Origin of the sequence: Murimonas intestini (genome assembly GCF_024622195.1) — a bacterium.
Lineage (GTDB): Bacteria > Bacillota > Clostridia > Lachnospirales > Lachnospiraceae > Murimonas > Murimonas intestini.
In genome coordinates this window covers 238531-264127 of sequence record NZ_JANKBI010000004.1, presented here as the reverse complement: position 1 = coordinate 264127, position 25597 = coordinate 238531, and the positions used below count along the sequence as shown (strand labels likewise).

Below are 25597 nucleotides of genomic sequence, written 5' to 3'. Positions count from 1 at the left end.
GTGCTTCTGCCTTTTTAAATTTATCCTGGGTGTTATTCTGCCTCAGGGTATTTTTTTCCTCTCAGATAGACGCCTGCCAGTTTCAGATCCTTGTCCAGAAGGACCAGGTTGGCAATCTTTCCAGGGGTGATGCTTCCGTATTTGTCATAGATGCCGGCTGCCTTTGCAGAATTGACAGCTGCGCACTTGATCGCTGATTCCAGGGAGATACCCATCTTCTTTACAGCGGTGCGGACGCAGTCCATCAGGTTTGTGGCAGAGCCTGCGATCGTTCCGTCCGCAAGTGTAGCCAGATTTCCGACTACCTTGACTGCCTGGCCGCCCAGAGAATAATCCCCGTCTGTGAGTCCTGTAGCCATCATACTGTCACTGATCAGGATAATCCTGTCATCTCCGAACATCTTGAAAGTGGTGCGGACTACACTGGGATGGATATGGACGCCGTCACAGATCAATTCCACTCTGCAGTGGGGGCTGTCACATGCCGCACCTATCACTCCGGGAGCTCTGTGTGAAAACGCAGGCATAGCGTTGTACAGATGTGTGGCCTGTCTTGCACCGGCATTGTATGCCTTCAGGGCAGTATCATAATCAGCTGTTGTATGGGCCAGGGAAATACCCACTTCATTGTGAAGAGCCTCGATAAATTCCATGGAGCCTTCCACTTCAGGAGCAATATCCACCAGCTTCACCAGGCTGCCGGATGCGGCCTGGAGACGTTTAAACATTCCGATATCAGGTTTATGGATATACTGGCCGTTCTGAGCGCCCTTTTTGGCCGGGCAGATAAACGGCCCTTCCATATTTATGCCGCAGAGGATGGCGCCTGTCTCGCTTTTATAGGAAGCGGCAGCAGAGCAGATCTCTGTCAGCTTTTCCTCACTGAAGGTCATAGTAGCCGGGACGATGCTGGTGATGCCGTTTGCAGCTTCATAATCAGCGATAGCCCTGAAAGCCTCGTGGGTCCCGTCACAGAAATCATAGCCTACGCAGCCGTGGAAATGCAGGTCTGTAAGGCCGGGGACGGCATAAAGGCCATCGGCTTCAATAACTTCTTCATCCGGGTCTGCAGCAGCCATCTCACTGTCAATAAACAGCCCGTCTCTCATGCAGATATCTTTTGTCTTAAAGCCGCCCCGTTCAGTGAATACCATTGCATTTTTGATAATCATAGTTACTAATTCTCCTTATTTCTCTTCTAAAATTATAACTTTTTAGAGCTCAGCTGCAGCAGCTTCGTCGGCAATGATGGTCACATCAGGATGGAACTGGAGGATAGATGCAGGAACCTGAGGTGTCACAGGGCCGTCTACCACTTTTTTGAGGATAGCTGCTTTGTCAGCGCCGCTTACAACTACCAGGATCTTGCGGGCCATCATGATGTTCTGAATACCCATGGTATATGCCTGGCGGGGAACATCTGATTCAGATTCAAAGAATCTTTTATTTGCTTCGATCGTACTCTCTGTTAAGTCTACACAATGTGTTCCCTTGGGGAAAACATCACTCGGCTCATTAAATCCGATATGGCCGTTATGTCCCAGTCCGAGAAGCTGCAGATCAATGCCGCCGACTTCATTTATAATATCGTCATGGGCTTTGCATGCCTTGTCAGCATCCGGTTCTTTCCCGTCAGGCACATATGTATGAGCTTTGTTGATATTGACATGGTCAAAAAGATTGTGGTTCATGAAATACCGGTAGCTCTGGTCGCTGTCACCGGAAAGGCCTCTGTACTCGTCCAGGTTTACACTTGTAACTGCAGAGAAGTCAAGATCACCATTTTCGTAGCTTTTAATAAGCTCCTTATATGTTCCCACAGGTGATGAACCTGTTGCGAGGCCAAGCACACAGTCAGGCTTGGTGATGATCTGTGAAAAGATGATGTTGGCAGCTTTTCTGCTCATGTCTTCATAATTTTTTGTTATACAAACTTTCATGATAGTTCTCCTTTTCTGTTAAATAGGTTTCCTTTCTGCAAAAATCCGTTTAAAAACGCCTGCGTGATGGGATTTTTGCACCCTTACCGTATTATCTAAGTATAGCGGCTGCAAAATACCGGGGCAAGTGAAAATCTGGGGTTTCATTGACTATTTTTGTGAAGCTTGCAAAATGAGTATTCCCTTCACTTTCCTTTATTTTGTAGAAATTACAGGTAATGACAGAGCCTGTGTCAAAATCTGAGTGGCCGTAGACATACTGTATAAGCTCCAGGGGCACAGTCAGCTCGAGAGTCCAGTGATCTTCAAAAATCCGGCCTCTGCAGCAGCAGGCCTCATAAAGGCTGTCAGGGTATATACTGCGGTCCTTCCGTCCATCGCCATATTTGGCATGAAGGGCACCGTTGGCATTTGCTTCAAAGTTCAGATAGCAGTCAGGACGTTCCAGGGGATAAAACTGGAAAAAAGCTTCCATAGTACTGTCAAGATGGACCGGGTCATTCACATTTTTGTAGATTCTCACCGGGTCTTTTTCTTCACATATCATTTTTACATAGAAACCTGTTCCCGGCAGAAAAGCGAGATGGCCATATGTCCTGGGACGGTATGTGCCTCCCCAGTTGTACTGATCTACATAAAATACAGGACAGCTGTCAATCTCTTCCTTTGAAGAAATGCGATGGATTTCATACTCCATAATTTTTCTCCTTGTATACTTAGATATTTATGCGGAAAATCTGAACATATTTCAGAAAACCGCCTGGTAAAAACAGTGTATCATACTATTAGAAAGAAAAAAAGAATCAATTTTTCAAAACGGGGTTGGTAAAAATTGTGGCAATTATTCAGCAGGTCTGTGCGTTTATAAATTATGTGAAATTGTTACGCAGCTTTACACAGGAAAATGTATATGGTAAGATAGATGCAACGTATTATCTTGAATGCAAATTTAAAAGAGGTGTATATTTTGGCGAGCATCAGGGAAGTAGCTAAGAGAGCGGGGGTAGCTGCCTGCACAGTATCAAGGGTGATGAACGGCACAGCCTCAGTAGCCCCTGAGACAAGGAAAAAGATAGAATATGCGATGAGAGAGCTGGACTATATTCCAAATGAGCTTGCCCGTGGTATGTTCCGCCAGAGAGCCGGTATAGTGGCTATGCTGGTGCCAAGTATCCGGCATCCTTTTTTTGCATCCCTGGCGGACTGTATAGAGAACCAGCTGTTTTTCAGGGGATATAAGCTTATGCTCTGCAGTACCTCCGGTGAGACAGAGAGAGAACGGGAATATCTAGGCTTTTTAAAATCCAATATTGTGGACGGCATCATTATGGCTGTGAGCAGCCTGGACAGAGAAGAGTATGCAGCCCTTGAAAAACCCGTGGTCATGCTGGATTATTACGTAAATGACAGTATTCCGTTAGTCACTGCCGACCACAGGATGGGGGGAAAACTGGCAGCTGAGGAGTTTATACGGAATGGATGCAGACTTGTCCTTCACCTGTGTGATGAAGAGAAGGCTGACAGGGTGGTTTCCTTTGAGAGCCATCTGGAGCTGGAGCGGATCCTCGGGGAACACGGCATAGAGAGCAGGAGGATAAGCATCAGCTGGAACAGCCCTGATATGGAGGTCTACACAGAGGAAGCCAGAAGGCTGCTGAGGGAATACCCTGAGGCGGACGGAGTGATGGCGGCCGATATGGTTGCCGCTGCTTTTGTAAATGCGGCGCTGGAGTCAGGAAAAAAGGTGCCGGGGGAATTCTGTGCTGTGGCATTTGACGGAACTTATGCGGCTGATATGAATGGCAGAGAACTTACTTCCGTGGTGCAGCCTGTAGAAAAAATGGCAGAGAAGGTGGTGGAGATCATGGCACGGCTGCTGGAAAAACAGCGGCCCAAGGAGACAGACGTGAGGATTCCCGTGACTCTCAGGTACGGAAAGACCACCTGATTATGCGCATAACCTGAAGGAAATCTTAAGTTTCGCTCAAGTTTGTGAATAATTTGTGAGACAAGTTGACAGAATGATTAATGAGAGTGTAAAATGTTGAAGTAAGAAAGTGCGTAGCTGAAGGAAGTTCAGATAATTATGCAAAGGGGGCTATAAATATGAAGAAACGTAAGATAGCAGTTCTCCTGGCGCTCACCCTGACGGCAGCCAGTGTGATAGGAGGCTGTAACAAAGAAGAAGAGACAGAGAAGCCAACAGAGACTCAGATGCAGACGGAGACGCCGGCAGCGACCGAGGCTCCTACAGAGAAGCACACGGAAAAGCCTACAGAGGCCAAAGAGTCTGAGACAAATAAACCTGGTGAATCAGAATCAAACCAGCAGTCAGAATCTAACAGTCAGACTGAAGCCGGACAAGGTACAGACGGAACTCAGAGTACAGAAGGCGGACAGACTGCACAGACAGGTGCACCTAAAAGCACCAGCGGTTCAAACGATGAAGATACACAGCGCTGGTTCTTTGACAAAAATGGAAATACAGTATATGCACACATAGATTCAAATGGAAACTGGATAGGCGACAACGGCGAAGAATTCTATTTCTATGAAGAAGGTGTGGAGGACAGCAACGGCGTCACATACTACTATGACCCGCCAACAGGTTCTTCAGGCTCATCAGGAACATCAGGGTCAGGCACTTCATCGTCATCAGATATTGAAGATCCCGACTACTATGATTTCTATGATACAAATGGAAATCATATCATTGCAAGGCAGAATGAAAAGGGCGAATGGGTAGATGACAACGGCAACTCCTACACATTCGGCGAAAAAGGCGTAACTGACAGCAAGGGCAATTTCCATCCGTATTAATTTTCTGCGGTCATTGGCGCGGCAGGCAATGGAATGTTTTAGCTGAGAGTGAGAAATATGCTGCGGCAGACAAAAGACAGTTTAACATGTCTTCTGTCTGCCGCTTTTTTATTCTATAGGAAACGAAGTTTCCTATAGAATAAAAACCCTCCGGGAGGATGCGCAGCTGCGCGCGCGGAACAAAAGCTGCGCTATTCATAATATTGGCTCGCGGAGTGCACAAAGCGCACTTTTGTTCTCTTGACTCTGAGCAGATGCAAGAGTATAATACAGAAAGAATGAAACATGTTTCAATACTGCGGGAAGTGATCAGGAAAGGAGTCAGAGATGATGGAGAAGGAATGGTGGAAAAAGGCGGTTGTTTATCAGATTTACCCTAAGAGCTTCAGGGATGCGGACGGTGACGGGAGCGGAGATATTAAGGGGATTACAGAGAGGCTGGATTATCTGAAGTGGCTGGGGGCGGATGTGCTGTGGGTATGTCCTGTATACTGCTCGCCCATGGATGACAATGGTTACGACATCTCTGACTACTATCATATTGATCCCTGCTTTGGGACAGATGAAGATATGGATGAACTTATAAGGGAAGCTGACAGGCGGGGAATGAAGATCCTCATGGACCTTGTAGTGAACCACACCTCTGATGAGCACGAATGGTTTAAAAGGGCATTGGAGGACCCTGAAGGTGAATACGCAGGATATTATATTTTCAGGGACGGCAGGGATGGAGGGCCGCCTGATAATCTCCGTTCCTATTTTGGCGGTTCAGCCTGGGAGCCTGTGGGAGACGGCTCAAGATATTATTTCCACGCCTTTGGGAAGAAACAGCCTGACCTGAACTGGGAGAATGAGAAGGTAAGAGATGAGATAATAAACATGGTGAATTACTGGCTGGATAAAGGGCTGGGAGGCTTCAGGGTGGATGCAATAGGAAATCTGAAGAAAAACCTGGATATCAGCCGTTATCAGCCCGATGGAGAAGACGGACTCTCTTATGCGGGGACGTATATACTGAACCAGCCGGGGATAGAGAAATATCTGGCGGAGCTGAGGGACAGGGCATTTAAGCCCCACAACAGTATGACAGTGGCTGAAGTGAGTGTATCAGATGATGAACTGGAGGAATTTATCGGAAAGGATGGTTTCTTTTCTATGGTATTTGATTTCAGCTATGCCGATATAGATATCCCAAAGACAGGAGAGTGGTATCTGGATACAGGATGGACCACGGCAGACTTAAGAGAGAATATCTTTCATTCCCAGCTGGAAACACAGAAGTGTGGATGGGGAGCGCTTTATCTGGAAAACCATGACCAGCCCAGATCTGTAAATAAATATCTGCCGCCGGAGGATATAAATGATCACAGCAAGAAGATGCTGGCCACGCTGTATATGCTTCTGAGGGGCACGCCGTTTATCTATCAGGGCCAGGAGATCGGTATGACAAATATCAACATGGACAGTCTGGCAGATTATGATGATATCGCTACCGCAGACCAGTATAAACGGGCCCTGGAATATGGAATGACAGAGGATGAGGCCTGGAATGCTGTGAGCAGAAGGAGCAGAGATAACAGCAGGACTCCCATGCAGTGGGACAATGGAAAAAATGCCGGATTTTCCAGTGCAGACAATGTATGGCTGAAGGTTAATCCCAACTATGAGCATATAAATGTCAATGCAGAGAGCCGGGATGAGACATCTGTACTTCAGTATTACAGGAAGCTGGTAAGCCTGAGGAAAGAGGGCAGATATGCAGACATCATCACAGAAGGGGAATTCAGGCCTTGTGAGTCAGAGGGCGATACCATCTGCTATGTCAGGGAAAAGGATGGCAGGGGCCTGCTGGTTTTAAATAATTTCGGAAAACGTCAGGAGAGCGTAACTGCAGAGAAACGTTTTAACAAGGTTGTCAGCGCCAGCTATGGGGACAGAGACGGGGAAGGAAATGTAAAAGGTTCCGGGGAAGGACGGCGGGACAGGGCAGATGCCATAGAATATGTACTGCGGCCCTATGAGAGCCTTGTGCTGGCAGAGGACTGAGAAAACAGTGTGATTCACGCAGCTTCAGGCATGTCCACCTGGCTCGCTGCCCGCAGGATTAAAGATCAAAGGAAAAGCATGGTATGTACAGCGCTTCAGGCGCCATTAAACCATACCATGCTTTTTGTATGATAATCGGCCAGTGCTTTGGCAGGAGAATATGAGCCGCTCAGGCTGGTGGATTTTCGGACCGTTTTACGGCAGCGTCTATGAATCCGCGGAACAGGGGATGAGGCCTGTTTGGACGTGACTTGAGTTCCGGATGTCCCTGGGTGGCAAGGAAAAATGGATGGTCCTTTAGTTCGATCATCTCAACAATGCGTCCGTCCGGGGAGATGCCGGACAGGGTCAGACCGTTTGACGTAAGTACGCTGCGGTAATCATTATTCACTTCATAGCGGTGCCTGTGGCGCTCATAGATAGTTTCAGAGCCGTACAGCTTATAAGCAGTGGTGGACTTGTCCAGAACACAGGGATAAGAGCCGAGCCTTAAGGTTCCCCCGATGTCTTCTATTCCGTCCTGGTCAGGCATGAGGGCAATGACAGGATGCGTGGTGGAGGGGTCCAGTTCAATGCTGTGGGCGTCGTTATAACCGGCTACGTGGCGGCAGAATTCCACAATAGAGAGCTGCATTCCAAGGCAGAGTCCGAGGAACGGGATCTTTTTAGTGCGTGCGTACTGGATGGCAGCGATTTTTCCCTCAATTCCCCTGTCACCGAAACCTCCGGGGACCAGGATGCCGTCCATGGAACTAAGTATTTCACCTGCATTTTCAAGGGTCAGCTGTTCAGAATCCACCCAATGGATATTCACAGTGGCGCGGCTGGCGATCCCGCCGTGTTTCAGGGCTTCCACCACACTGATATAGGCATCATGCAGCTGGATGTATTTTCCTACAAGGGCTACGTCCACCTCTCTTGTAGGATTGCGCAGGGCTTCCACCATTGATTTCCAGTCCTCCAGGTCAGGTTCAGGGCAGGGTAGCTTTAGGCACTCGCAGGCTACCTCGGCCAGGTGCTCCTTTTCCATGGCAAGCGGTGCTTCATAGAGATATTCCACATCTAGGTTCTGAAGCACATGGCTGCTGGGCACATTGCAGAACAGGGCGATCTTGTCCTTCAGACGGCTGTCCAGGGGCAGCTCGGAGCGGCAGACTATTATATCCGGCATGATTCCCATGCCCTGCAGTTCCTTGACACTGGCCTGGGTGGGTTTAGTCTTCATCTCACCGGAAGCCTTCAGATAAGGGATCAGAGTGACATGGATCAGGATGGCGTTTTCGTGGCCCACATCGTGCTGGAACTGGCGGATCGCCTCCAGGAAGGGCTGGCTCTCGATATCTCCTACAGTTCCTCCCACCTCAATAATGGCGATCCTCGTCTCATCTGAGGTGAAATTGCGGTAGAATCTGTTTTTGATCTCATTTGTTATATGGGGGATGACCTGTACGGTTCCGCCGCCGAAATCTCCCCTTCTTTCCTTATGGAGCACGCTCCAGTAAATTTTGCCTGTGGTGACATTAGAATTTTTATCAAGGCTTTCATCAATAAAGCGTTCGTAATGTCCAAGGTCCAGGTCTGTCTCCGCCCCATCGTCGGTGACAAAGACTTCCCCGTGCTGGATAGGGTTCATGGTTCCGGGATCTATATTGATATAAGGGTCAAATTTTTGCATCGTCACTTTATATCCCCGGGCCTTCAGCAGCCTGCCCAGGGATGCTGCGGTGATCCCTTTGCCCAGGCCTGAAACTACGCCTCCGGTAACAAATACATATTTTACTGGCATATTCTTTCCTCCTGCGATCTGATAATAAAAGTACTGAAGAGTTACGTACTGAATAATTAAAAAAAGAGTCCGAAATTAAGCGCAAAGCGCTGCATTTCGGACTCCCTTGTCCATCACATTCCTGCATTATATACTAATTGGATTCAGTTGTAAAGGGTCTAATGATAAATCCTGTTGTGTTCGTATTTCGCCTCACTTGTGAGCTGTATGCCAAGACGCATAAAGGTCTTCATGTCCACTGTGGAGAGCATGACTGAGGTGTGTACCTGGCAGCCTTTGAGCTGGGGCAGCTGCGCAAGGGCAAGCTGGGCCTCCTGGCTTGTGGATGCGCTCATGGAAAGGGCGATAAGCACCTCATCTGTGTGGAGCCGGGGATTCTTGCTTCCAAGGTAGCTGGTCTTCAGTCTCTGGATCGGCTCAATAGCCTCAGGGGAGATCACATGATGCTCATGGTCAATGCCTGCCAGAGCTTTCAGCGCATTCAGAAGAAGAGCGGCAGAAGCGCCGAGCAGATTTGTGGTCTTTCCGGTGATCATCCTTCCGTCATCGAGCTCCATGGCTGCAGCAGGGCCTCCTGTGATTTCCGCACGGCGCAGCGCAGCTCCCACTACTCTCCTGTTTTCGGCAGTTACCTGTGCGCGTTCCATGAGAAGCTCCAGTTTATATACCTCATCCTCTGTGCAGGAACCTGTCAGCAGGCCGTTCAGCGCGGCATAGTAACGCCTGATGATCTCCTGGCGGGAGGCTTCGCGGCACGCTTCATCATCAATGATACAGCTTCCTGCCATGTTTACGCCCATGTCCGTGGGAGATTTATAAGGGCTTTCTCCGAAGATCCTGCCGAAGATGGCGGTAAGGACAGGGAAGATCTCGATATCCCTGTTATAGTTGACAGCAGTTTTTCCGTAGGACTCCAAATGAAAAGGATCGATCATATTGATATCATTCAGATCAACAGTGGCGGCCTCATATGCAAGGTTGACAGGGTGCTTCAGTGAGAGATCCCAGATGGGGAATGTCTCAAACTTGGCATAGCCTGCATTGATGCCCCGCTTCTGCTCATGATAGAGCTGGGAGAGGCAGGTGGCCATCTTGCCGCTTCCGGGTCCCGGAGCTGTTATCACTACAAGAGGTCTTGTAGTTTCTATATATTCATTTTTTCCGTAGCCGTTGTCACTTACGATAAGCGGAATATTGCCCGGATAGCCTTCTATAGAGTAATGTGTATATACCTTGACACCCAGTTTCTTCAGACGGCTTTTAAACAGGTCTGCACTTGACTGGCCGGAATACTGTGTGATGACTACACTGCCCACATAGAGCCCTTTTTCCTCAAAGGAATCTATGAGACGCAGGACGTCAGTGTCATATGTGATGCCCAGGTCACCGCGGACTTTGTTCTTTTCAATATCCCCGGCGCTGATGACGATGACGATCTCAGCCTGGTCTGCCAGCTGCATGAGCATCCTCAGCTTACTGTCCGGCTCAAATCCCGGCAGGACCCTGGAAGCGTGGAAGTCGTCAAAGAGCTTCCCGCCGAATTCCAGGTAGAGCTTATTGTCAAACTGGTTAATCCTCTCCCTGATATGCTGGGACTGCGTTTTCAGGTATTTCTCATTATCAAATCCGATTTTCATATACTTCGTACCTTTCCTTGCATTTCTAGACATGTTTTGCAGATAATAAAGAGTATACTACATTTGTGAAGTGTTATGCCACTGGTTTTTTAGAAAACCTTTAGAAATTCACATGATTTTAACAAACTTATGATTTATTTGTCTTGATTTATCGGAGGACAGTACTTATAATAAAGGGGACTTAGTACGAGGAGGAAAAAGATGAATAATAACCAAATGCCGCAAAACGGGCCGGGAAATGGTCCAGGTAACGGTCCGAATAATCAAAATAATCCAAATAATCAAAATAATAATTCCAACGGGAAACCTCCAAAGGGCGGTCAGACAATCGTCATTTTTTTAGTGGTGACTTTGCTTACTCTTTTAGGCATGAGCCTTTTCAACAATATGCTGAAAGATTCGACCTCAAAGGAAATCAGTTACGACCAGTTTATGGAAATGGTGGATAAGGGTCAGGTTGCGAAGGTAACGATCTCCAGTACAGATATCGTGATCGTGCCCAAGGAACAGCCCTATCAGGGGGTTGAGCTGACTTATTATACAGGCGTTATGGATGACCCTGATCTGACAAAGAACCTTCTGGCTGCCGGAGTGGAATGTAATCAGGAGATACCTGACGGGACTTCAGCTCTGATCCTGAATCTGCTGCTGACATTTGTGCCCCTGATACTTGTCTGGGTACTGCTGTGGTTCATGTTCAGGAAAATGTCGAAAAGCGGCGGCGGTGTCATGAACGTAGGCAAAAATAAGTCAAGAGTCTATGCCCAGAAAGAGACAGGCGTGACATTCCGGGATGTAGCCGGACAGGACGAAGCGAAGGAATCTCTCCAGGAGGTTGTGGACTTCCTTGAGAATCCGGGCAAATACACACAGATCGGTGCCAAGCTTCCAAAGGGCGCCCTGCTTGTAGGTCCTCCGGGAACAGGTAAGACACTGCTGGCCAAGGCGGTGGCAGGGGAGGCACATGTGCCGTTCTTCTCGATCTCAGGATCTGATTTCGTGGAAATGTTTGTAGGTGTTGGTGCGTCGCGTGTCCGTGACCTTTTCGAGGAGGCCAAAAAGAGCGCTCCATGTATTATCTTCATTGACGAGATCGATGCTATCGGTAAGAGCCGTGACAGCAGGTACGGCGGAGGCAATGATGAGAGGGAGCAGACGCTGAACCAGCTTCTGGCTGAAATGGATGGTTTTGACACATCTAAGGGGCTGCTGATCCTGGCTGCGACAAACAGGCCTGAGGTTCTGGATTCCGCGCTTCTGCGTCCGGGACGGTTTGACAGGCGTATCATAGTGGATAAACCTGATCTGAAAGGCCGTGTGGATATACTCAAGGTACATTCAAAGGATGTGCTTCTGGATGAGACAGTAGATCTGGAGGGAATAGCTCTGGCAACTTCAGGAGCTGTGGGTTCAGACCTGGCGAACATGATAAATGAAGCAGCCATCCTTGCAGTCAAGAAAGGCAGGAGGGCAGTTTCCCAGCAGGATCTGTTTGAGTCCGTAGAGGTAGTACTTGTAGGTAAGGAAAAGAAAAATAAGATCTTAAGCCAGGAAGAGCGCAGGATCGTATCTTACCATGAGGTGGGCCATGCTCTTGTGAGCGCGCTCCAGAAGGATTCCGAGCCGGTTCAGAAGATCACCATTGTGCCCAGGACTATGGGTGCACTGGGGTATGTAATGAATGTTCCTGAGGAAGAGAAATTCCTCAATTCTAAAAAAGAGCTGGATGCCCGCATTGTGGAATGTGTGGCCGGGCGTGCGGCTGAGGAACTTGTGTTTGACAGTATCACCACAGGCGCAGCCAATGATATTGAGCAGGCTACGAAGCTGGCCAGGGCAATGATCACCCAGTACGGAATGTCCGACAGGTTCGGCATGATGGGGCTGGAGCTGCCTGAAAACCAGTATCTGGATAACCGCACGATCTTAAACTGCAGCGATGAGACAGCTGCGGAGGTGGACCATGAGGTCATGAAAGTGCTTAAGGCTGCATATGCAGAAGCAAAGCGCCTCCTTTTGGAGAACCGCAGGGCTCTTGATGAGATAGCAGCATTCCTGATCGAGAAAGAAACGATCACAGGAAAAGAGTTCATGGAAATATTCCGCAAGGTAAAGGAATCTGAACTGAGTGACGGTAATGCTGACGGCACAAGACAGCTGGAGGACAGCACAGCCGGAAAACCGGCTCTGGAGGATAAACAGCCGGAGGAAAGCCAGCAGAAGGTGCCGGATGTAATTATCATGCCTGATCCGGATACAAAATAAAACACTATCCCGTGAGATGTTTCCGTGTGTTTGTCGGAGAATCCGGGGCAGCAGCCCATACCGCCGCATGATGCGCCGGTACGGGCTGTTTTCACGTAATACTGCATATGGTACTGTATCACTGATGAGAGAGGAAGACAGGATATGTTTAATATAGAAGAAGAACTGAAAAAACTGCCCGCCCGCCCCGGCGTCTACATCATGCATGATGACAGGGATGCCATCATTTATGTGGGCAAGGCCGTCAGCCTGAAGAACAGGGTAAGGCAGTATTTCCAGAGCAGCAGGAATAAAGGCGCCAAGATAGAGCAGATGGTGACGCATATCAGCCGTTTTGAGTATATCGTGACAGACTCAGAGCTGGAGGCCCTTGTACTGGAGTGCAACCTGATAAAAGAGCATATGCCCAAGTATAACACTATGCTGAAGGACGACAAGGCCTATCCGTTTATCAGGGTGACTGTGAATGAGGATTTTCCGAGAGTGCTCTTCTCCAGGACCATGAAGAAGGATAAATCCAAGTATTTCGGGCCTTATACCAGCGCGGGGGCGGTGAAGGATACAATAGAGCTCATACATAAGCTTTATAAGATCAGGACCTGCCACAGAGTGCTGCCCAGGGATATAGGAAAAGACAGGCCCTGCCTGAATTACCATATCAAACAGTGCAGTGCCCCCTGCCAGGGCTTCATCAGCCAGGAGGAGTACAAAAAGTCAATTGACGGTGTGATCGATTTTTTGAGCGGCAATTATGCGCCCATCCTGAAAATGCTCCAGTCCAGAATGGACGAGGCTTCAGAAAATATGGACTTTGAGGCGGCGATCGAGTACAGGGAGCAGCTAAAAAGCGTAAAACAGGTGGCACAGAAGCAGAAGATCACAAGCAGCGACGGGGAAGACAAGGATGTCATCGCCATGGAGTCAGATGATACGGATGCAGTGGTGCAGGTGTTCTTTGTCAGGGACGGCAGGCTGATAGGCAGGGATCACTTTTACCTGCGCGTAGCCCCGCAGGATACGAAGGGGGCCATACTCGGCAGCTTTGTGAAGCAGTTCTATGCAGGGACGCCTTTTATTCCAAGAGAGCTGATGCTGCAGGAGGAGATCGAGGAGCCTGAGATCATAGAGGACTGGCTGACGCAGAAGAGAGGACAGAGAGTCCATATACGGGTACCAAAGCGGGGATCAAAGGAAAAGCTGGTGGAATTGGCGGCCAGAAATGCCCAGATCATCCTGAGCCAGGACAGGGATAAGATAAAGAGGGAGGAAGGGCGGACCATAGGAGCCATGAAGGAGATCGCGGAAATCCTGGGGCTGGAAAATACAGTGCGCGTGGAGGCTTTCGATATATCTAATATCAGCGGGTTTGAATCAGTTGGTTCCATGGTAGTCTATGAGAAGGGTAAGCCAAAGCGCAGCGACTACAGAAAGTTCAAGATAAAATCAGTGAAGGGTCCTGATGATTATGCCAGCATGGAGGAAGTGCTCACAAGACGCTTCAGCAGAGGGCTTGAGGAGAGTGCAAAGGAGATGGGAAGCTTCAGCGTATTCCCTGACCTGATTATGATGGATGGAGGAAAAGGGCAGGTGAATATCGCGCTCCAGGTGCTTGAAAAGCTGAATCTGTCCATTCCCGTCTGCGGCATGGTAAAAGATGACAATCACAGAACAAGAGGGCTTTACTATAATAATGTGGAACTTCCCATAGACAGGAATTCAGAAGGCTTTAAGCTGATCACCAGGATCCAGGACGAGGCCCACAGGTTTGCTATAGAATACCACAGGTCACTGAGAAGCAAGGAGCAGGTACATTCTATCCTGGATGATATAGATGGCATCGGTCCGGCCAGGAGAAAGTCACTGATGAGGACATTCAAATCCCTGGAGGCAGTGCGGGAGGCAAGTGTGGAAGAACTGGCGGGGGCCCCTTCCATGAACGAGGCCAGCGCCAGGAAGGTATATGAATTTTTCCATTAAGAAAATTTATTACGGTTTGATGTTCCGGAATAAGTATGGTAGAATAGTAACAAAACAGGCAGTCCCCAAAGGGCGCTGCCGGGAGAATGAATTTGGAGAAGGAGAACATCTATGAGCAGCGTACCTTTAACGAAATTAGTAGAAAAGCTGAATTTAAAAAATGTGACGCCTGATATTGATATGTCGCCCGTTAAGCTGACACTTCCGGATATCAACAGGCCGGCCCTGCAGCTTACAGGGTATTTTGATCATTTTGATTCAGAGCGAGTACAGATAATCGGATATGTGGAATATACTTATCTGGAGCATCTTCCAAGAGAAAAGAAACTGCCTGTATATGAACAGTTTCTGGCCAGCAAGATCCCCTGCGTCATATATACGACTAAGACAGAGCCGGATGAGGATATGCTGGAGCTGGCCCACAAGTACCAGGTCCCGGTGCTCACTACCACCAAGACCACATCCTCCTTTATGGCGGAGATCATCAGGTGGCTGAACGTAGAGCTGGCTCCCTGTATCTCTATCCACGGAGTGCTGGTGGATGTATACGGCGAGGGTGTCCTGATCATGGGAGAGAGCGGTATCGGCAAGAGCGAGGCTGCCCTGGAGCTGATCAAGAGGGGACACAGGCTTGTATCAGATGATGTGGTGGAGCTGCGCAGGGTCAGCGATGAGACTCTGATAGGAAGCGCGCCGGATATTACAAGGCACTTTATAGAGCTGAGAGGTATCGGCATCATTGACGTAAAGACGCTGTTCGGTGTTGAGAGTGTTAAGAATACCCAGTCTATCGACCTTGTCATCAAGTTGGAAGAGTGGGACAAGGAGAAGGAATACGACAGGCTGGGACTGGAAGAGGAATATACAGAGTTTTTAGGAAATAAGGTCGTCTGCCATTCACTTCCCATCAGACCGGGCAGGAACCTGGCCGTTATTGTTGAATCGGCAGCAGTTAACCACAGGCAGAAGAAGATGGGATATAATGCAGCCCAGGAACTGTACAACCGTGTGCAGAATTCACTGGCTAAAAGAAGAACACCAGAAGGAGAAGAATAGTTATGAAGAAATATTGTTTTGGAATTGATGTAGGCGGAACTACTGTAAAGTGCGGACTGTTTGATGTAAAGGGAGAAGTGCTGGATAAGTGGGAGATCCATACAAGAACAGAGAATAACGGGATCAATATCCTTCCTGATGTGGCGGATACTATCGCTGCCAAGATTCTTGAGAAAAAGCTGGACAGGGAAGAGATAGCAGGAGTGGGCATCGGTGTGCCGGGGCCTGTTGATGAAGAAGGGAATGTCATGGTGGCAGTGAATCTCCACTGGGGATATCTGCAGCTGACAGAAGAGATGGAAAAAATGACAGGGCTTCCTGTTCGTGCAGGAAATGACGCTAATGTAGCGGCTCTTGGCGAGATGTGGAAGGGCGGCGGAGCCGGATACCATAATGTAGTCATGGTGACCCTGGGAACAGGAGTGGGCGGCGGCATCATCGTCAATGGCAAAATCGTCACAGGCAGCCACGGAGCCGGCGGTGAGATCGGACATATACATGTGGAGGATTCCATGGAAGAGAGCTGCAACTGCGGGAATAAAGGATGTCTGGAGCAGTTTGTATCAGCTACAGGGATCGTCCGCCTTGCAAATAAAATGCTGGATGAGTCAGATGCGCCATCTGTTCTCAGAAATGGGCCGGTCAGCGCCAAGACGGTATTTGATGCAGTCAAGGAAAAGGACGGACTGGCTGCGGAGATCGCAGAGCAGTTTGGAAAATACCTGGGCACGGCACTTGCAGTTATCGCAGGCGTTGTAGATCCGGAAGTATTTGTTATCGGCGGAGGGGTGTCCAAGGCCGGACAGGTAGTCATCGATTATATAAGGAAGTATTACAGGGAATATGCTTTCAGCGGATGCAAAGATACAGCGTTTGCACTGGCTGAACTGGGAAATGATGCAGGTATTTACGGAGCAGCAAGGCTGGTTTTGGACTGATACAGCCGGGCGCAGTCAGGGGCTGCCGGAGCCTGCCGCTATGGTGCGGCAGGGCCGGCAGCCTTTTGCAGTCCAGGAAATATGACAGACAGGGTGCAGAAAAGATGGAACAGAAAATATTAATTATTGAAGACGATACAAATATAAACAATATGACAGCCGAGTACCTGGGGCAGAATGGATACAGCTGCGTGCAGGCTTTCTCGGGCAGTGAGGGAATGCTGCGTTACGGAATGGAGAAATTTGACCTGGTCCTGCTGGATCTGATGCTGCCGGGAATCAGCGGTGAGGAGCTTTTGGGCAGGTTTGCCGGAAAGACGCCGGTGATCGTGCTGTCGGCAAAGAATGAGCTGGACAGTAAGGTGAGCCTGTTAAGTGCGGGAGCTGATGACTATATATGCAAGCCCTTTGAACTGAGGGAGCTGCTTGTCAGGATACAGGTACAGCTGCGCAGGGTGAGCTACAGCAGCGAGGACAGTGAGATCACTTACAGGGAGTGGAAGATCAATCCAGATACCCAGGAAATGACAGTTTCAGGCACACCAGTGGAACTGACCCGCCACGAGTTCAAGATCCTTGAGCTGATGGCGCGCCATCCCAAAAGAGTATTCACTAAGCAGGTCATCTATGAATATGCCTGGGAGGATGAATGCTATATTGAAGATAAGACGATCAATGTCCATATCAGCAATATCCGCTCTAAGCTAAAGGAGAGCGGCACTGACCAGTATATCCAGACAGTCTGGGGAATGGGCTTTAAACTTTCTTAAACTTTTCTTTGCGAAGATTGAAGATTTCTTTTGTATACTCATGTCATGGTAAAGAAAAGACAGCTGCTGACAGCAGCCAGATGAAAGATATGGAGGTCAGTAAAATGACAGAATATGCAGTAGAGACCCAGGGACTCACGAAGATCTACGGTGATAAAGCGGCCGTGGACCATGTGGACCTCAGGGTAAAATCAGGAAGTATTTATGGATTTATCGGAAGGAATGGGGCAGGTAAATCTACTACTCTGAAAATGATCAGCGGACTTGTTCATCCGTCACAGGGTGATATCCGGGTATTCGGAAAACCGGTGAGCGGGGAGACGGCAAGAAGGAGGCTGGGCATCCTGATAGAAGCTCCGGGACTCTACCCCAATTTAAGCGCCAGGGAGAACATGCTGCTGAAAGCAAAATGCATGGGCCTTGTAAAGGATGGCGGTGTCGATGAGGCTATGGAACTGATGGGAATAGCAGACACAGGCAAGAAAAAAGTGAAGAGCTTTTCCATGGGGATGAAACAGAGGCTGGGCATAGCAATGGCGCTTCTGGGTAATCCCGACCTGCTGGTGCTGGATGAGCCCATAAACGGACTTGACCCGGAAGGGATCAGGGAAATCAGGGAGAGTCTGAGAAGGCTTAATGAAGAGCAGGGGAAGACGATACTCATCAGTTCCCATATACTGGGAGAACTCAGCAAGCTGGCGTCGGATTATGGGATTATTAAAGACGGGGAGCTTATCAGGCAGATGTCAAAAGAAGAACTGGAAGAGATATGCAGGGATTTCCTCCTTCTGGAGGTGGACAATGCTGACAGGGCAGCCGCACTTTTGTCTGAGACAATACCGGAAGCCGAATACGAGGTGTATGACAGAAAGACCCTGCATATTTACGGTTTCATGGATACGGGGACAGTCAACACTCTTATGGTGGAACATGGAATAACAGTTACAGGCTGTTCCGTACACAGTATGGATCTGGAAAATTACTTCCTGAACCTGATGGACGGAGGTGAAAGACATGCTTAATTTGCTGCGTATGGATATCAGAAGGATGGTTAAAGGAAAATCTCTGTATGTGTGCCTTGGGATACTTTTATTTACAACTGTACTGGCATTTGGGCTGATGTATGTGGTACTGAATCCTGACGCCAGGGAACTGGCTGTTAATATGGGCCTGAGGCTGGAAGTCGGGGGTGAGAGCCTTGACAGCGCCGCAGCCGGGGCTATGGAAGAGCTGGCCGGCACTACAGGCGTACTCGATATGTTCCGCCAGACAAATATAAAAGGCGGGCTGTTCGCAGTAGTGGCAGGAATTCTGGCGGCAGTCTTTGTCTGCTCTGATTTTGAAAGCGGTTTTGCAAAAAATATTTTTTCCGTTCATGAGAAAAAGTGGAAGTATATATGCAGCAAGCTTTTGATGATGGCCATAGTCAATTTATTTTATCTGCTGGTGACATTTCTTGTCACGCTGCTGCTGAATGCGGCCACCGGGGGATTTTTCGCCTGGAACGCTCCGGACAGCTGCCTGTTCTATCTGGCTGGCATCTGGGTCCTGATGAATGGCATGTCGGCGCTTATGATTTTTATCAGCGCCACATTCAGGAGCAAGGCGGCAGGATGTACAGCCGCTGTTATCATAGGCGCCGGATTCATTACTATGATAGCGGGAGCTGTCTTCTCACTCACCGGAACACAGTGGCTCCAGGATTATTTTCTTTTCTCATCGATCGAAAATTATCCGCTGGCATATGGAGGTGTGGGAGATCTTTTGCCGGCGGCAGTGGGAGCGGCCCATATTATACTTTGGACAGTGCTTGGAAGCATAATATTGAGCAAAAAAGATATCTGACAGGAAAGGCGGTATTTTATATGGGATTCATAGCTGCAGCCGCAGGGCTGGCATGTCTCCTGCTTGCTGTACAGCTGTGGCGGTACAGGCTGGAGATCAGGAATATCAGAAAGCAGTTGGAGCTGGTCAGAAATGGCAGTTATATAGAGGTGGGTACAGGAGTCAGGAATAAAGAATTCCTGGCCCTTTGCCGTGAACTGAATGATTTGATAGACGCTGTCCGTAAGAAGGAGACAGGGCACAGGAGTTCCCAGCTCAGACTGAAGCAGACGATCTCCAGTATCGCTCACGATATCAGGACCCCGCTCACAAGTGCAGCCGGGTATCTGCAGATGCTGTGTGAGTGCACAGACGAGGTGAAGGGGCGGCGGTACCGTGAGATCATCGGTAAACGGCTGAGTGAGTTAAAGGATATGTTAGAGGAGCTGTTTTTGTATACAAAGCTTTCCAGTGATGATTATGCTGTAGAATGTGAACCTGTGAGTATTTATCCTGTATTCTGCGAATGTATACTTGGCATGTACTGTGAATTCGAGGAACATTCTATGGAACCCGCCGTCAGGTTCCAGGATGAAAAGGTCAGGCTCATGGCTTCAAAAGAAAGCCTTGCCAGGATAATCCACAACCTGCTGCGAAATGCTCTGCTGCATGGAGGCGGGGATATAGAGATAGAGCAGAAGGGTACAGAACTTATATTTTCAAACAGGGCAGAACATCCGGAGAATATAGATACGGAGCGTCTTTTTGAACGGTTCTATAAAGCAGACAGTTCCAGGTCCAAAGGGTCATCAGGCCTGGGTCTGGCCATAGTGAAAGAATTGACAGAAAAAATGGGAGGCAGGGCAGAGGCCAGTGTCAAAGAAGGCCGCCTGATCATCACCCTGACGCTGCGTCAGGGCTGAATCAGGCAGCCCTTTTTTTATTGCTGGGGAACCTCCTGTCCGGCATCGCCGCCTCCATTTTCAGGAGGGACGCCACCGTCTTCACCGTTTTGTCCGTTTTCACCCGGATCACCCGGATTTTCACCGCCGCCGTTCTGGTCAGGTGGAGCCTCACCTTCCTGGGGAGCTTCAGTCTCGGACTCGGACTCCTTTTCTTTATCCCCGCCCAGCAGGTCGTCTATCTGTTCGATCACTGTGTGTCCCGGACATGTCTGGTAAGGCGGTGCATAATTGGAATCTTCCGTAGTACCTTCACTGCCGGCCGGCCTCTTGATACAGATCTTGTTGAAGGACGGGCAGGTACTTGTAGCCAGAAGTCCTGTCTTGGAACATACGGAAACTGCTACATGCAGGTCACAGCTCTCAGTAGGTTCAGTGCCTGATACAAAGTACTCTTCGTAGGCCTGAGAGCCTCTCGGGTCATTGCTGCATACGCCAGGTATAGCCAGCTTGCCCGACTTGCGGCATACTGTGGTCTTTACAATATTGGCGGGCACTTCAAACTGCATGGCGGGCAGTTCAGCATGGATACGGGTCATGATAGAATTCCAGAGCACCTTGCTGTAAGTGTGGTAGATATCTCCTTCGGGAAGCTCGTCATTGTTGTCATATCCGCCCCAGATACCGCATGTATAATATGGAGTGTAGCCTACAAACCATATATTCCTGTAATCATCAGTAGTACCTGTTTTTCCGGCCACAGCCATCTCGCCCAGGTTGATCCCTGAAGCTGTTCCCCTGGTGACTACATCCTGCATTGCGCTTGTAAGCAGGAAAGCAGTAGTGTCCTTGATAACTGTCGTGCTCACCGGGCTGTTGTCTATGAGTGTGTTGCCGTCTACATCTTCAATTTTAGTGTAGAATTTTGGTTTGTTATACTGGCCCTTATTGGCAATGGTAGCAAATGCGGCTGTCAGCTCCTTATTGACAACGCCGTCTGTGATACCGCCAAGAGCCAGAGGCTGGCGGACATCCAGATTCACATCATCGTAGAGGGTAGAGATGCCGAATTTCTCTGCATAGTCAAATCCAAGCCGCGGTGTGATCTGTGTCAGACACTTAACGGCAACTACATTGACTGAGTTGGTGATGGCGTCACGGATGGTGGTCATTCCTTTATACTGGTTATAGCTGTCCCAGTTTTTCACCTCCACACCCGTTGTATAAGCATACGGCTCGTCATCAAATACGGTTGCCAGAGTCATTCCGGCGCTGTCGATGGCAGGTGCGTAAGTGCTGACGATCTTAAAGGTTGAACCCGGCTGTCTCCTTGTGGAGGTGGCGCGGTTCAGGGTAAGGCTGGCCTCTTTCCTGCCGCGGCCGCCTACGATGGCTTTCACAAAACCTGTAGACTGGTCCATGATGACAACGGAAGCCTGCGGCTGGGGGATCAGGGAGACGCGTTCTGTCAGGACTGTATCCCCTGATTTCAGGACTGACTGTTTGTACTGCTGTGCGTATGCTCTTGCCGTATCGTCATCATCAAAGAGCAGGTTGAAATCCGGTTCCCCGTTTTCCTGGAAATAAGTCAGCAGGTCGTTTGTGTCATAGCTTAATACTTCTCCGTCCTTCTGCTGTATGCTCAGGGCATAATCAAGACCTGTCTGCACAAAGGAGGGATAGTTGGCAGGATTGGCAAATTCTTCGTCACAGATCTGCTGGATAGCGTCATCCTGGGCTGAATAGACCTTGAGGCCTCCGCTGTAGAGCGCTTTATATGCCTGAAGATAGGAATAGCCCAGCTCTGTCTGCAGATCGTCCATTACCTGGTCGATGAGCGCGTCCACATAATAAGTATATACAGAGGTCTGCTCAGTCTCTGAGTCAGTCTTCTGGATACGGGAGTATACATCATCAGCCAGAGCCTCATCCATCTGTTCCTGCGTAATGTATTCCTGCTCAACCATCTTTTCAAGAACTACCTTACGCCTGTCCGCATTATTTGAAGGATAGAGGATAGGGTTATAGGCAGTGGGGTTCTGGGAGATCCCCGCCAGGACAGTGGACTCAGAGAGTGTCAGTTCAGATACATCCTTGTTGAAATATCTGTGGGCTGCTGCCTGCACGCCGTAAGCTCCTGCCCCCAGGTTGATCGTGTTCAGGTAATCCTCCAGGATCTGCTCTTTAGTCATGCTCTCTTCCAGCTTAACTGCCAGATACTGCTCCTGGAACTTTCTCTTGAATTTTTCTATCAGGTTTGTTTCTGTCACCCAGTCTGTAAAGACATTATTCTTCAGCAGCTGCTGTGTGATGGTGCTGGCTCCTTCAGAAAAATGCCCGCTGGTCACTCCAATGAGTCCTGCTCTGATGATACCTCTTATATCGATGCCGTTGTGCTGATAAAAGCGTTCGTCCTCGATAGCGACTACGGCATGCTGCAGGTCCAGGGGGATGTCAGCTATTTTGACAAGGGTTCTGTTGGAGGTGGGTTCCGTAAGTTTCTGGATAGGATTTCCTGTCTGATCATAAATATAGGTAGCTGAGGCAGTTGGAGCCACGTTCATATTTGATATGTCAGGAGCGCTGTCGATCAGGCCCTTAACGATGCCATACCCGGCGCAGCCGCCTGCCACGATCAGCACCAGGAGGCATATGAGGACGGCTTTAACGACAGTCAGGCCGACTTTTTTTCCTACCTTGGAACCGGTCATATCTTTTTTCTTTTTAGAGAGATTTTCCCTTCCGTAATTCATGTATAACCTCCTTGTATTGGAAGATGCTTTAAGTATAACAAACATATCTTTTGAAATAAAGACAAAAATGGAAAATTCAGTTGTTCTTAACATATTCTTTAGGTATAATCTTTAGTATATCATTTACCCATTTACGTATTTTAATCAGAAGGATGAGGATATGGAAAAGAAAAAAATACTTTACCGGGGCGGAGAAGGGGAAATTTCCGAAAAAAAATCCCGGTTTATAGCGACAGTACGGCCTGTGTCCTGCCCGGAGGAGGCACAGGAGTTTATAGAAGAGATGAAAAAGAAATACTGGGACGCTTCCCACAATTGTTTTGCATACAGTATCGGTGAAAATCCTCCCACAGAGCGCTGCAGCGATGACGGGGAGCCCCAGGGGACAGCCGGAAAGCCTATCCTGGATGTGATCCGCGGAGAGGGACTTCATGATGCGGCAGTGGTAGTCACCAGATACTTCGGGGGGACCCTGCTGGGAACAGGCGGACTTGTCAGAGCATATTCAAAGGCGGCCCAGGAAGGGATCAGCGCCTGTGAGGTGATCGAGAAGCAGAGCGGAAAGGCAGTGACGCTGAAGGCGGAGTATACAGACATCGGAAAGGTTCAGTATCTTATCGGCCAGAGGAAGCTGGCTGTGCTGGAGAGTGAGTATGCTGATTCTGTTATCCTGAAGGTGCTGGCTCCCGCGGATGAATGGGAAAGCTTCAGGGATGAGATCACAGAAGGGACTGCGGCAAGGACAGTATTTATGGAGGAAAAGGATGTGATTTTTGCCTGGGCGGATGGGGAACCCCTGATTTTTGGGCTTTAATATCAAAACTTCACTTGAAATCCATGGTGTTTGAGGGTAGAATAGGGAAGTGAATGCAGAAGTTAAAATAAATGATTTAAAGGTGCAAAAATATATGAGCATAAATAATGAAAATCCCATCGGGATCTTTGATTCAGGGGTGGGCGGTCTGACCGTGGCCAGGGAGATCATGCGCAATATACCAAATGAGCGCATTGTGTATTTCGGGGACACAGCCAGGGTGCCGTATGGAAGCAAATCGAAAAATACGATATTGAAATATTCCAGGCAGATCATACGTTTCCTGCGCACACAGGATGTTAAGGCTATCGTTGTGGCGTGCAATACGGCCAGTGCATATGCGCTGGAGGAGATCCGTCAGGAGCTGGATATCCCTATAATCGGCGTGGTGAAGCCGGGGGCCAGGGTAGCCTGCCAGGCCACCAGGAATAAAAGGATCGGTGTGATCGGCACTGAGGCAACAGTGAACAGCCAGGTCTACACCACATTTATACAGAAGCAGAATAAGGATATACAGGTGGTCGGGAAGGCCTGTCCTCTGTTTGTGCCTCTGGTGGAGGAAGGGCTCCTGAAGGACCCTGTAACAGTAGAGATAGCCGGCAGGTATCTGGGCGAGCTCCTGGAGAAAGACATTGACACGCTGATCATGGGCTGTACCCACTATCCCCTCATCAGGTCTACGATCCGCCAGATAGTCGGGGAGAAGGTAACTCTCGTGAATCCTGCCTATGAGACGGCGAAGGAGCTGGAGGCGCTCTTAAGAGAAAAAGGGCTGGCCAGTGAGAAGCCTCAGGATGGAAAAGGGGACTGCTACCGTTTCTTTGTAAGTGATGCGGCGGATAAGTTTAAGCAGTTTGCTAATTCTATACTGCCCTACGATATTGAAACTACGAGACAGATCAATATAGAAGAATTTTAGGTGGATATTATGACAAAAGAGATTTTGCTCAGTATTAAGGGACTGCAGTTTCTGGAAGATAATAATGAGGACGAGATAGAAGTCATCACTACAGGCACATATTTTCAGAAGGATGGAAGACACTATATAAAGTATGATGAAGTGATGGAGGGGTTAGAAGGCAAAATCCAGAACCTCATAAAAATAAACGGAAAGAGCATGGAGGTCACAAAGAGGGGGCTCTCCAATGTCCATATGGTTTTTGAAGAAAATAAGAAGAATGTGACCTACTACGATACGCCTTTCGGCAATCTGCTGGTAGGGATCGCCGCGACAAATATTGATTTGAATGAATCAAAGGATATTATTGATGTAAAGGTTGATTATGCGCTGGAAGTGAACTATGAACATCTGGCTGATTGTACGATAAGCATGAATATTCAGGCAAAAGACATGAAAAGACCCCATTTGCTTCAATAAGGACAAATGGGGTTTTGACATCATTTTTTCTGCTTTTTATCAGTTTTGGAGGCTTCGTTTTTTGTAACCTTGCTTTTGATACGTTTGAAGAAGCCCTGTTTTTTAGCTGTCTGCTCCAGCGGTCCGCGTACACCTTTTACTTCCATTATGTAAATACCGCTGACAACAGCTTTTACTTCTTTTTTAACCGGCACGGTATCATAGATCTTTGCGTCGCAGACTAAAGACATGATCCTGGGTCCAACCTTGGCTTTTACGATAGGAAGTTTTGTTCTTCTCATCAGTTTTGGGGTCTGGTCGATCACCATCTGAGGGAGGCCGGATTCTTTCAGCTTCATCTTCTTCTTATCAATGATCAGCATGGAGACGGTCTGTTTGGCAGCTTCCATCTGTTCCTGCTGGACAGCCTGCTTCTTCTGTGCTCTTCTTCCAAAAATGAACAGAGCAATCAATAAAACGACCAAAACTGCCAGAATGATGAGCAGGACAGTTAATAATGTAGGCATATGTCATCCTCCTGAAAAATTATTTATATGTAACTGCTCAGGCTGTATGAACTGAGTTGTTACCATTCCTGATTCATTCTAACATCCTTTAGAAAAAAGTGCAATATTTCTTTAAGGTTTCTTAAAGAATTTAGTAACAATTACATGCTATAATACATGAGAATGCGACAGGTCTGCCTGCGCAT

The 25597-nt window shown here is 48.5% G+C and carries 21 protein-coding genes; 14 read left to right on the top strand and 7 right to left on the bottom strand.

What is annotated here, in order from left to right:
- Positions 1-32: 32 nt before the first annotated feature.
- The 3 genes from nagA to NSB28_RS08980 all read right to left on the bottom strand — a co-directional run bounded on the left by nagA (position 33) and on the right by NSB28_RS08980 (position 2637).
- Positions 33-1172 (bottom strand): N-acetylglucosamine-6-phosphate deacetylase, encoded by a 1140-nt coding sequence (gene nagA / locus NSB28_RS08990; RefSeq protein ID WP_109626579.1) that lies wholly within the window; start codon positions 1170-1172, stop codon positions 33-35.
- Positions 1173-1214: 42 nt separating this feature from the next.
- Positions 1215-1940, bottom strand: coding sequence for a glucosamine-6-phosphate deaminase (nagB, locus tag NSB28_RS08985; RefSeq protein ID WP_109626578.1), 726 nt, complete (start codon positions 1938-1940; stop codon positions 1215-1217).
- Between the two features lie 91 nt (positions 1941-2031).
- Positions 2032-2637, bottom strand: coding sequence for a carbohydrate-binding family 9-like protein (locus NSB28_RS08980; protein WP_109626577.1), 606 nt, complete (start codon positions 2635-2637; stop codon positions 2032-2034).
- Positions 2638-2907: 270 nt separating this feature from the next.
- Between NSB28_RS08980 and NSB28_RS08975 the strand changes: the two genes are divergently transcribed.
- The 3 genes from NSB28_RS08975 (at position 2908) to NSB28_RS08965 (ending at position 6806) form a co-directional block, all read left to right on the top strand.
- Complete coding sequence (locus NSB28_RS08975) at positions 2908-3888, top strand: LacI family DNA-binding transcriptional regulator (protein ID WP_109626576.1); 981 nt, start codon at positions 2908-2910, stop codon at positions 3886-3888.
- A gap of 158 nt (positions 3889-4046) precedes the next feature.
- A complete protein-coding gene (locus tag NSB28_RS08970) occupies positions 4047-4760 on the top strand; it encodes a hypothetical protein (protein ID WP_109626575.1) in 714 nt (237 codons plus the stop codon).
- A gap of 327 nt (positions 4761-5087) precedes the next feature.
- Complete coding sequence (locus NSB28_RS08965; protein WP_257497639.1) at positions 5088-6806, top strand: alpha-glucosidase; 1719 nt, start codon at positions 5088-5090, stop codon at positions 6804-6806.
- A 169-nt stretch (positions 6807-6975) separates the two neighbouring features.
- Here the strand turns inward: NSB28_RS08965 and NSB28_RS08960 are convergent, their stop codons facing one another.
- Entirely contained in the window at positions 6976-8592 is a 1617-nt protein-coding gene (locus NSB28_RS08960; protein ID WP_109626574.1) for a CTP synthase, read from the bottom strand.
- Between the two features lie 158 nt (positions 8593-8750).
- Complete coding sequence (locus NSB28_RS08955; RefSeq protein WP_109626573.1) at positions 8751-10229, bottom strand: DUF1846 domain-containing protein; 1479 nt, start codon at positions 10227-10229, stop codon at positions 8751-8753.
- A gap of 216 nt (positions 10230-10445) precedes the next feature.
- Between NSB28_RS08955 and ftsH the strand changes: the two genes are divergently transcribed.
- From ftsH to NSB28_RS08915, 8 genes are all read left to right on the top strand, one after another.
- Positions 10446-12494, top strand: a complete 2049-nt coding sequence (ftsH, locus tag NSB28_RS08950; RefSeq protein ID WP_257497663.1) for an ATP-dependent zinc metalloprotease FtsH — start codon at positions 10446-10448, stop codon at positions 12492-12494.
- 144 nt (positions 12495-12638) lie between these two features.
- A complete protein-coding gene (gene uvrC / locus NSB28_RS08945) occupies positions 12639-14471 on the top strand; it encodes an excinuclease ABC subunit UvrC (protein ID WP_109626571.1) in 1833 nt (610 codons plus the stop codon).
- 111 nt (positions 14472-14582) lie between these two features.
- On the top strand, positions 14583-15527 hold the full coding sequence (gene hprK, locus NSB28_RS08940; RefSeq protein WP_109626570.1) for an HPr(Ser) kinase/phosphatase: 945 nt from the start codon (positions 14583-14585) through the stop codon (positions 15525-15527).
- 2 nt (positions 15528-15529) lie between these two features.
- Positions 15530-16465: an ROK family glucokinase gene (locus NSB28_RS08935; RefSeq protein ID WP_109626569.1), complete on the top strand. Its 936-nt coding sequence runs from the start codon at positions 15530-15532 to the stop codon at positions 16463-16465.
- A gap of 104 nt (positions 16466-16569) precedes the next feature.
- Entirely contained in the window at positions 16570-17235 is a 666-nt protein-coding gene (locus NSB28_RS08930; RefSeq protein WP_109626678.1) for a response regulator transcription factor, read from the top strand.
- Between the two features lie 104 nt (positions 17236-17339).
- Positions 17340-18257, top strand: coding sequence for an ABC transporter ATP-binding protein (locus NSB28_RS08925; RefSeq protein WP_109626568.1), 918 nt, complete (start codon positions 17340-17342; stop codon positions 18255-18257).
- Entirely contained in the window at positions 18250-19080 is an 831-nt protein-coding gene (locus NSB28_RS08920; RefSeq protein WP_109626567.1) for an ABC transporter permease subunit, read from the top strand. The genes NSB28_RS08925 and NSB28_RS08920 overlap by 8 nt, the downstream gene beginning before the upstream one ends.
- Before the next feature lie 20 nt (positions 19081-19100).
- Positions 19101-19982, top strand: coding sequence for a sensor histidine kinase (locus tag NSB28_RS08915; protein ID WP_109626566.1), 882 nt, complete (start codon positions 19101-19103; stop codon positions 19980-19982).
- Between the two features lie 17 nt (positions 19983-19999).
- Here the strand turns inward: NSB28_RS08915 and NSB28_RS08910 are convergent, their stop codons facing one another.
- Positions 20000-22714, bottom strand: coding sequence for a PBP1A family penicillin-binding protein (locus tag NSB28_RS08910; protein WP_109626565.1), 2715 nt, complete (start codon positions 22712-22714; stop codon positions 20000-20002).
- Positions 22715-22874: 160 nt separating this feature from the next.
- Here NSB28_RS08910 and NSB28_RS08905 point away from each other — a divergent pair, with 160 nt between their 5' ends.
- The 3 genes from NSB28_RS08905 (at position 22875) to NSB28_RS08895 (ending at position 24906) form a co-directional block, all read left to right on the top strand.
- The gene (locus NSB28_RS08905) at positions 22875-23528 is read left to right on the top strand and encodes a YigZ family protein (protein ID WP_109626564.1); all 654 of its coding nucleotides are present in this window, start codon (positions 22875-22877) and stop codon (positions 23526-23528) included.
- Positions 23529-23622: 94 nt separating this feature from the next.
- The gene (murI, locus tag NSB28_RS08900) at positions 23623-24447 is read left to right on the top strand and encodes a glutamate racemase (RefSeq protein WP_109626563.1); all 825 of its coding nucleotides are present in this window, start codon (positions 23623-23625) and stop codon (positions 24445-24447) included.
- A 9-nt stretch (positions 24448-24456) separates the two neighbouring features.
- Positions 24457-24906 (top strand): YwiB family protein, encoded by a 450-nt coding sequence (locus NSB28_RS08895; protein WP_109626677.1) that lies wholly within the window; start codon positions 24457-24459, stop codon positions 24904-24906.
- 20 nt (positions 24907-24926) lie between these two features.
- Here NSB28_RS08895 and NSB28_RS08890 read toward each other — a convergent pair whose 3' ends face one another.
- Positions 24927-25412 (bottom strand): hypothetical protein, encoded by a 486-nt coding sequence (locus NSB28_RS08890; RefSeq protein WP_109626562.1) that lies wholly within the window; start codon positions 25410-25412, stop codon positions 24927-24929.
- Between the last annotated feature and the right edge of the window lie 185 nt (positions 25413-25597).

What these genes read in the sequence shown, in the direction of transcription:
- nagA (WP_109626579.1), bottom strand. Translation starts at nt 1,172, where the DNA reads ATGATTATCAAAAATGCAATGGTATTCACTGAACGGGGCGGCTTTAAG.
- nagB (WP_109626578.1), bottom strand. Translation starts at nt 1,940, where the DNA reads ATGAAAGTTTGTATAACAAAAAATTATGAAGACATGAGCAGAAAAGCT.
- NSB28_RS08980 (WP_109626577.1), bottom strand. Translation starts at nt 2,637, where the DNA reads ATGGAGTATGAAATCCATCGCATTTCTTCAAAGGAAGAGATTGACAGC.
- NSB28_RS08970 (WP_109626575.1), top strand. Translation starts at nt 4,047, where the DNA reads ATGAAGAAACGTAAGATAGCAGTTCTCCTGGCGCTCACCCTGACGGCA.
- NSB28_RS08965 (WP_257497639.1), top strand. Translation starts at nt 5,088, where the DNA reads ATGATGGAGAAGGAATGGTGGAAAAAGGCGGTTGTTTATCAGATTTAC.
- NSB28_RS08960 (WP_109626574.1), bottom strand. Translation starts at nt 8,592, where the DNA reads ATGCCAGTAAAATATGTATTTGTTACCGGAGGCGTAGTTTCAGGCCTG.
- NSB28_RS08955 (WP_109626573.1), bottom strand. Translation starts at nt 10,229, where the DNA reads ATGAAAATCGGATTTGATAATGAGAAATACCTGAAAACGCAGTCCCAG.
- ftsH (WP_257497663.1), top strand. Translation starts at nt 10,446, where the DNA reads ATGCCGCAAAACGGGCCGGGAAATGGTCCAGGTAACGGTCCGAATAAT.
- uvrC (WP_109626571.1), top strand. Translation starts at nt 12,639, where the DNA reads ATGTTTAATATAGAAGAAGAACTGAAAAAACTGCCCGCCCGCCCCGGC.
- hprK (WP_109626570.1), top strand. Translation starts at nt 14,583, where the DNA reads ATGAGCAGCGTACCTTTAACGAAATTAGTAGAAAAGCTGAATTTAAAA.
- NSB28_RS08935 (WP_109626569.1), top strand. Translation starts at nt 15,530, where the DNA reads ATGAAGAAATATTGTTTTGGAATTGATGTAGGCGGAACTACTGTAAAG.
- NSB28_RS08930 (WP_109626678.1), top strand. Translation starts at nt 16,570, where the DNA reads ATGGAACAGAAAATATTAATTATTGAAGACGATACAAATATAAACAAT.
- NSB28_RS08925 (WP_109626568.1), top strand. Translation starts at nt 17,340, where the DNA reads ATGACAGAATATGCAGTAGAGACCCAGGGACTCACGAAGATCTACGGT.
- NSB28_RS08920 (WP_109626567.1), top strand. Translation starts at nt 18,250, where the DNA reads ATGCTTAATTTGCTGCGTATGGATATCAGAAGGATGGTTAAAGGAAAA.
- NSB28_RS08915 (WP_109626566.1), top strand. Translation starts at nt 19,101, where the DNA reads ATGGGATTCATAGCTGCAGCCGCAGGGCTGGCATGTCTCCTGCTTGCT.
- NSB28_RS08910 (WP_109626565.1), bottom strand. Translation starts at nt 22,714, where the DNA reads ATGAATTACGGAAGGGAAAATCTCTCTAAAAAGAAAAAAGATATGACC.
- NSB28_RS08905 (WP_109626564.1), top strand. Translation starts at nt 22,875, where the DNA reads ATGGAAAAGAAAAAAATACTTTACCGGGGCGGAGAAGGGGAAATTTCC.
- murI (WP_109626563.1), top strand. Translation starts at nt 23,623, where the DNA reads ATGAGCATAAATAATGAAAATCCCATCGGGATCTTTGATTCAGGGGTG.
- NSB28_RS08895 (WP_109626677.1), top strand. Translation starts at nt 24,457, where the DNA reads ATGACAAAAGAGATTTTGCTCAGTATTAAGGGACTGCAGTTTCTGGAA.
- NSB28_RS08890 (WP_109626562.1), bottom strand. Translation starts at nt 25,412, where the DNA reads ATGCCTACATTATTAACTGTCCTGCTCATCATTCTGGCAGTTTTGGTC.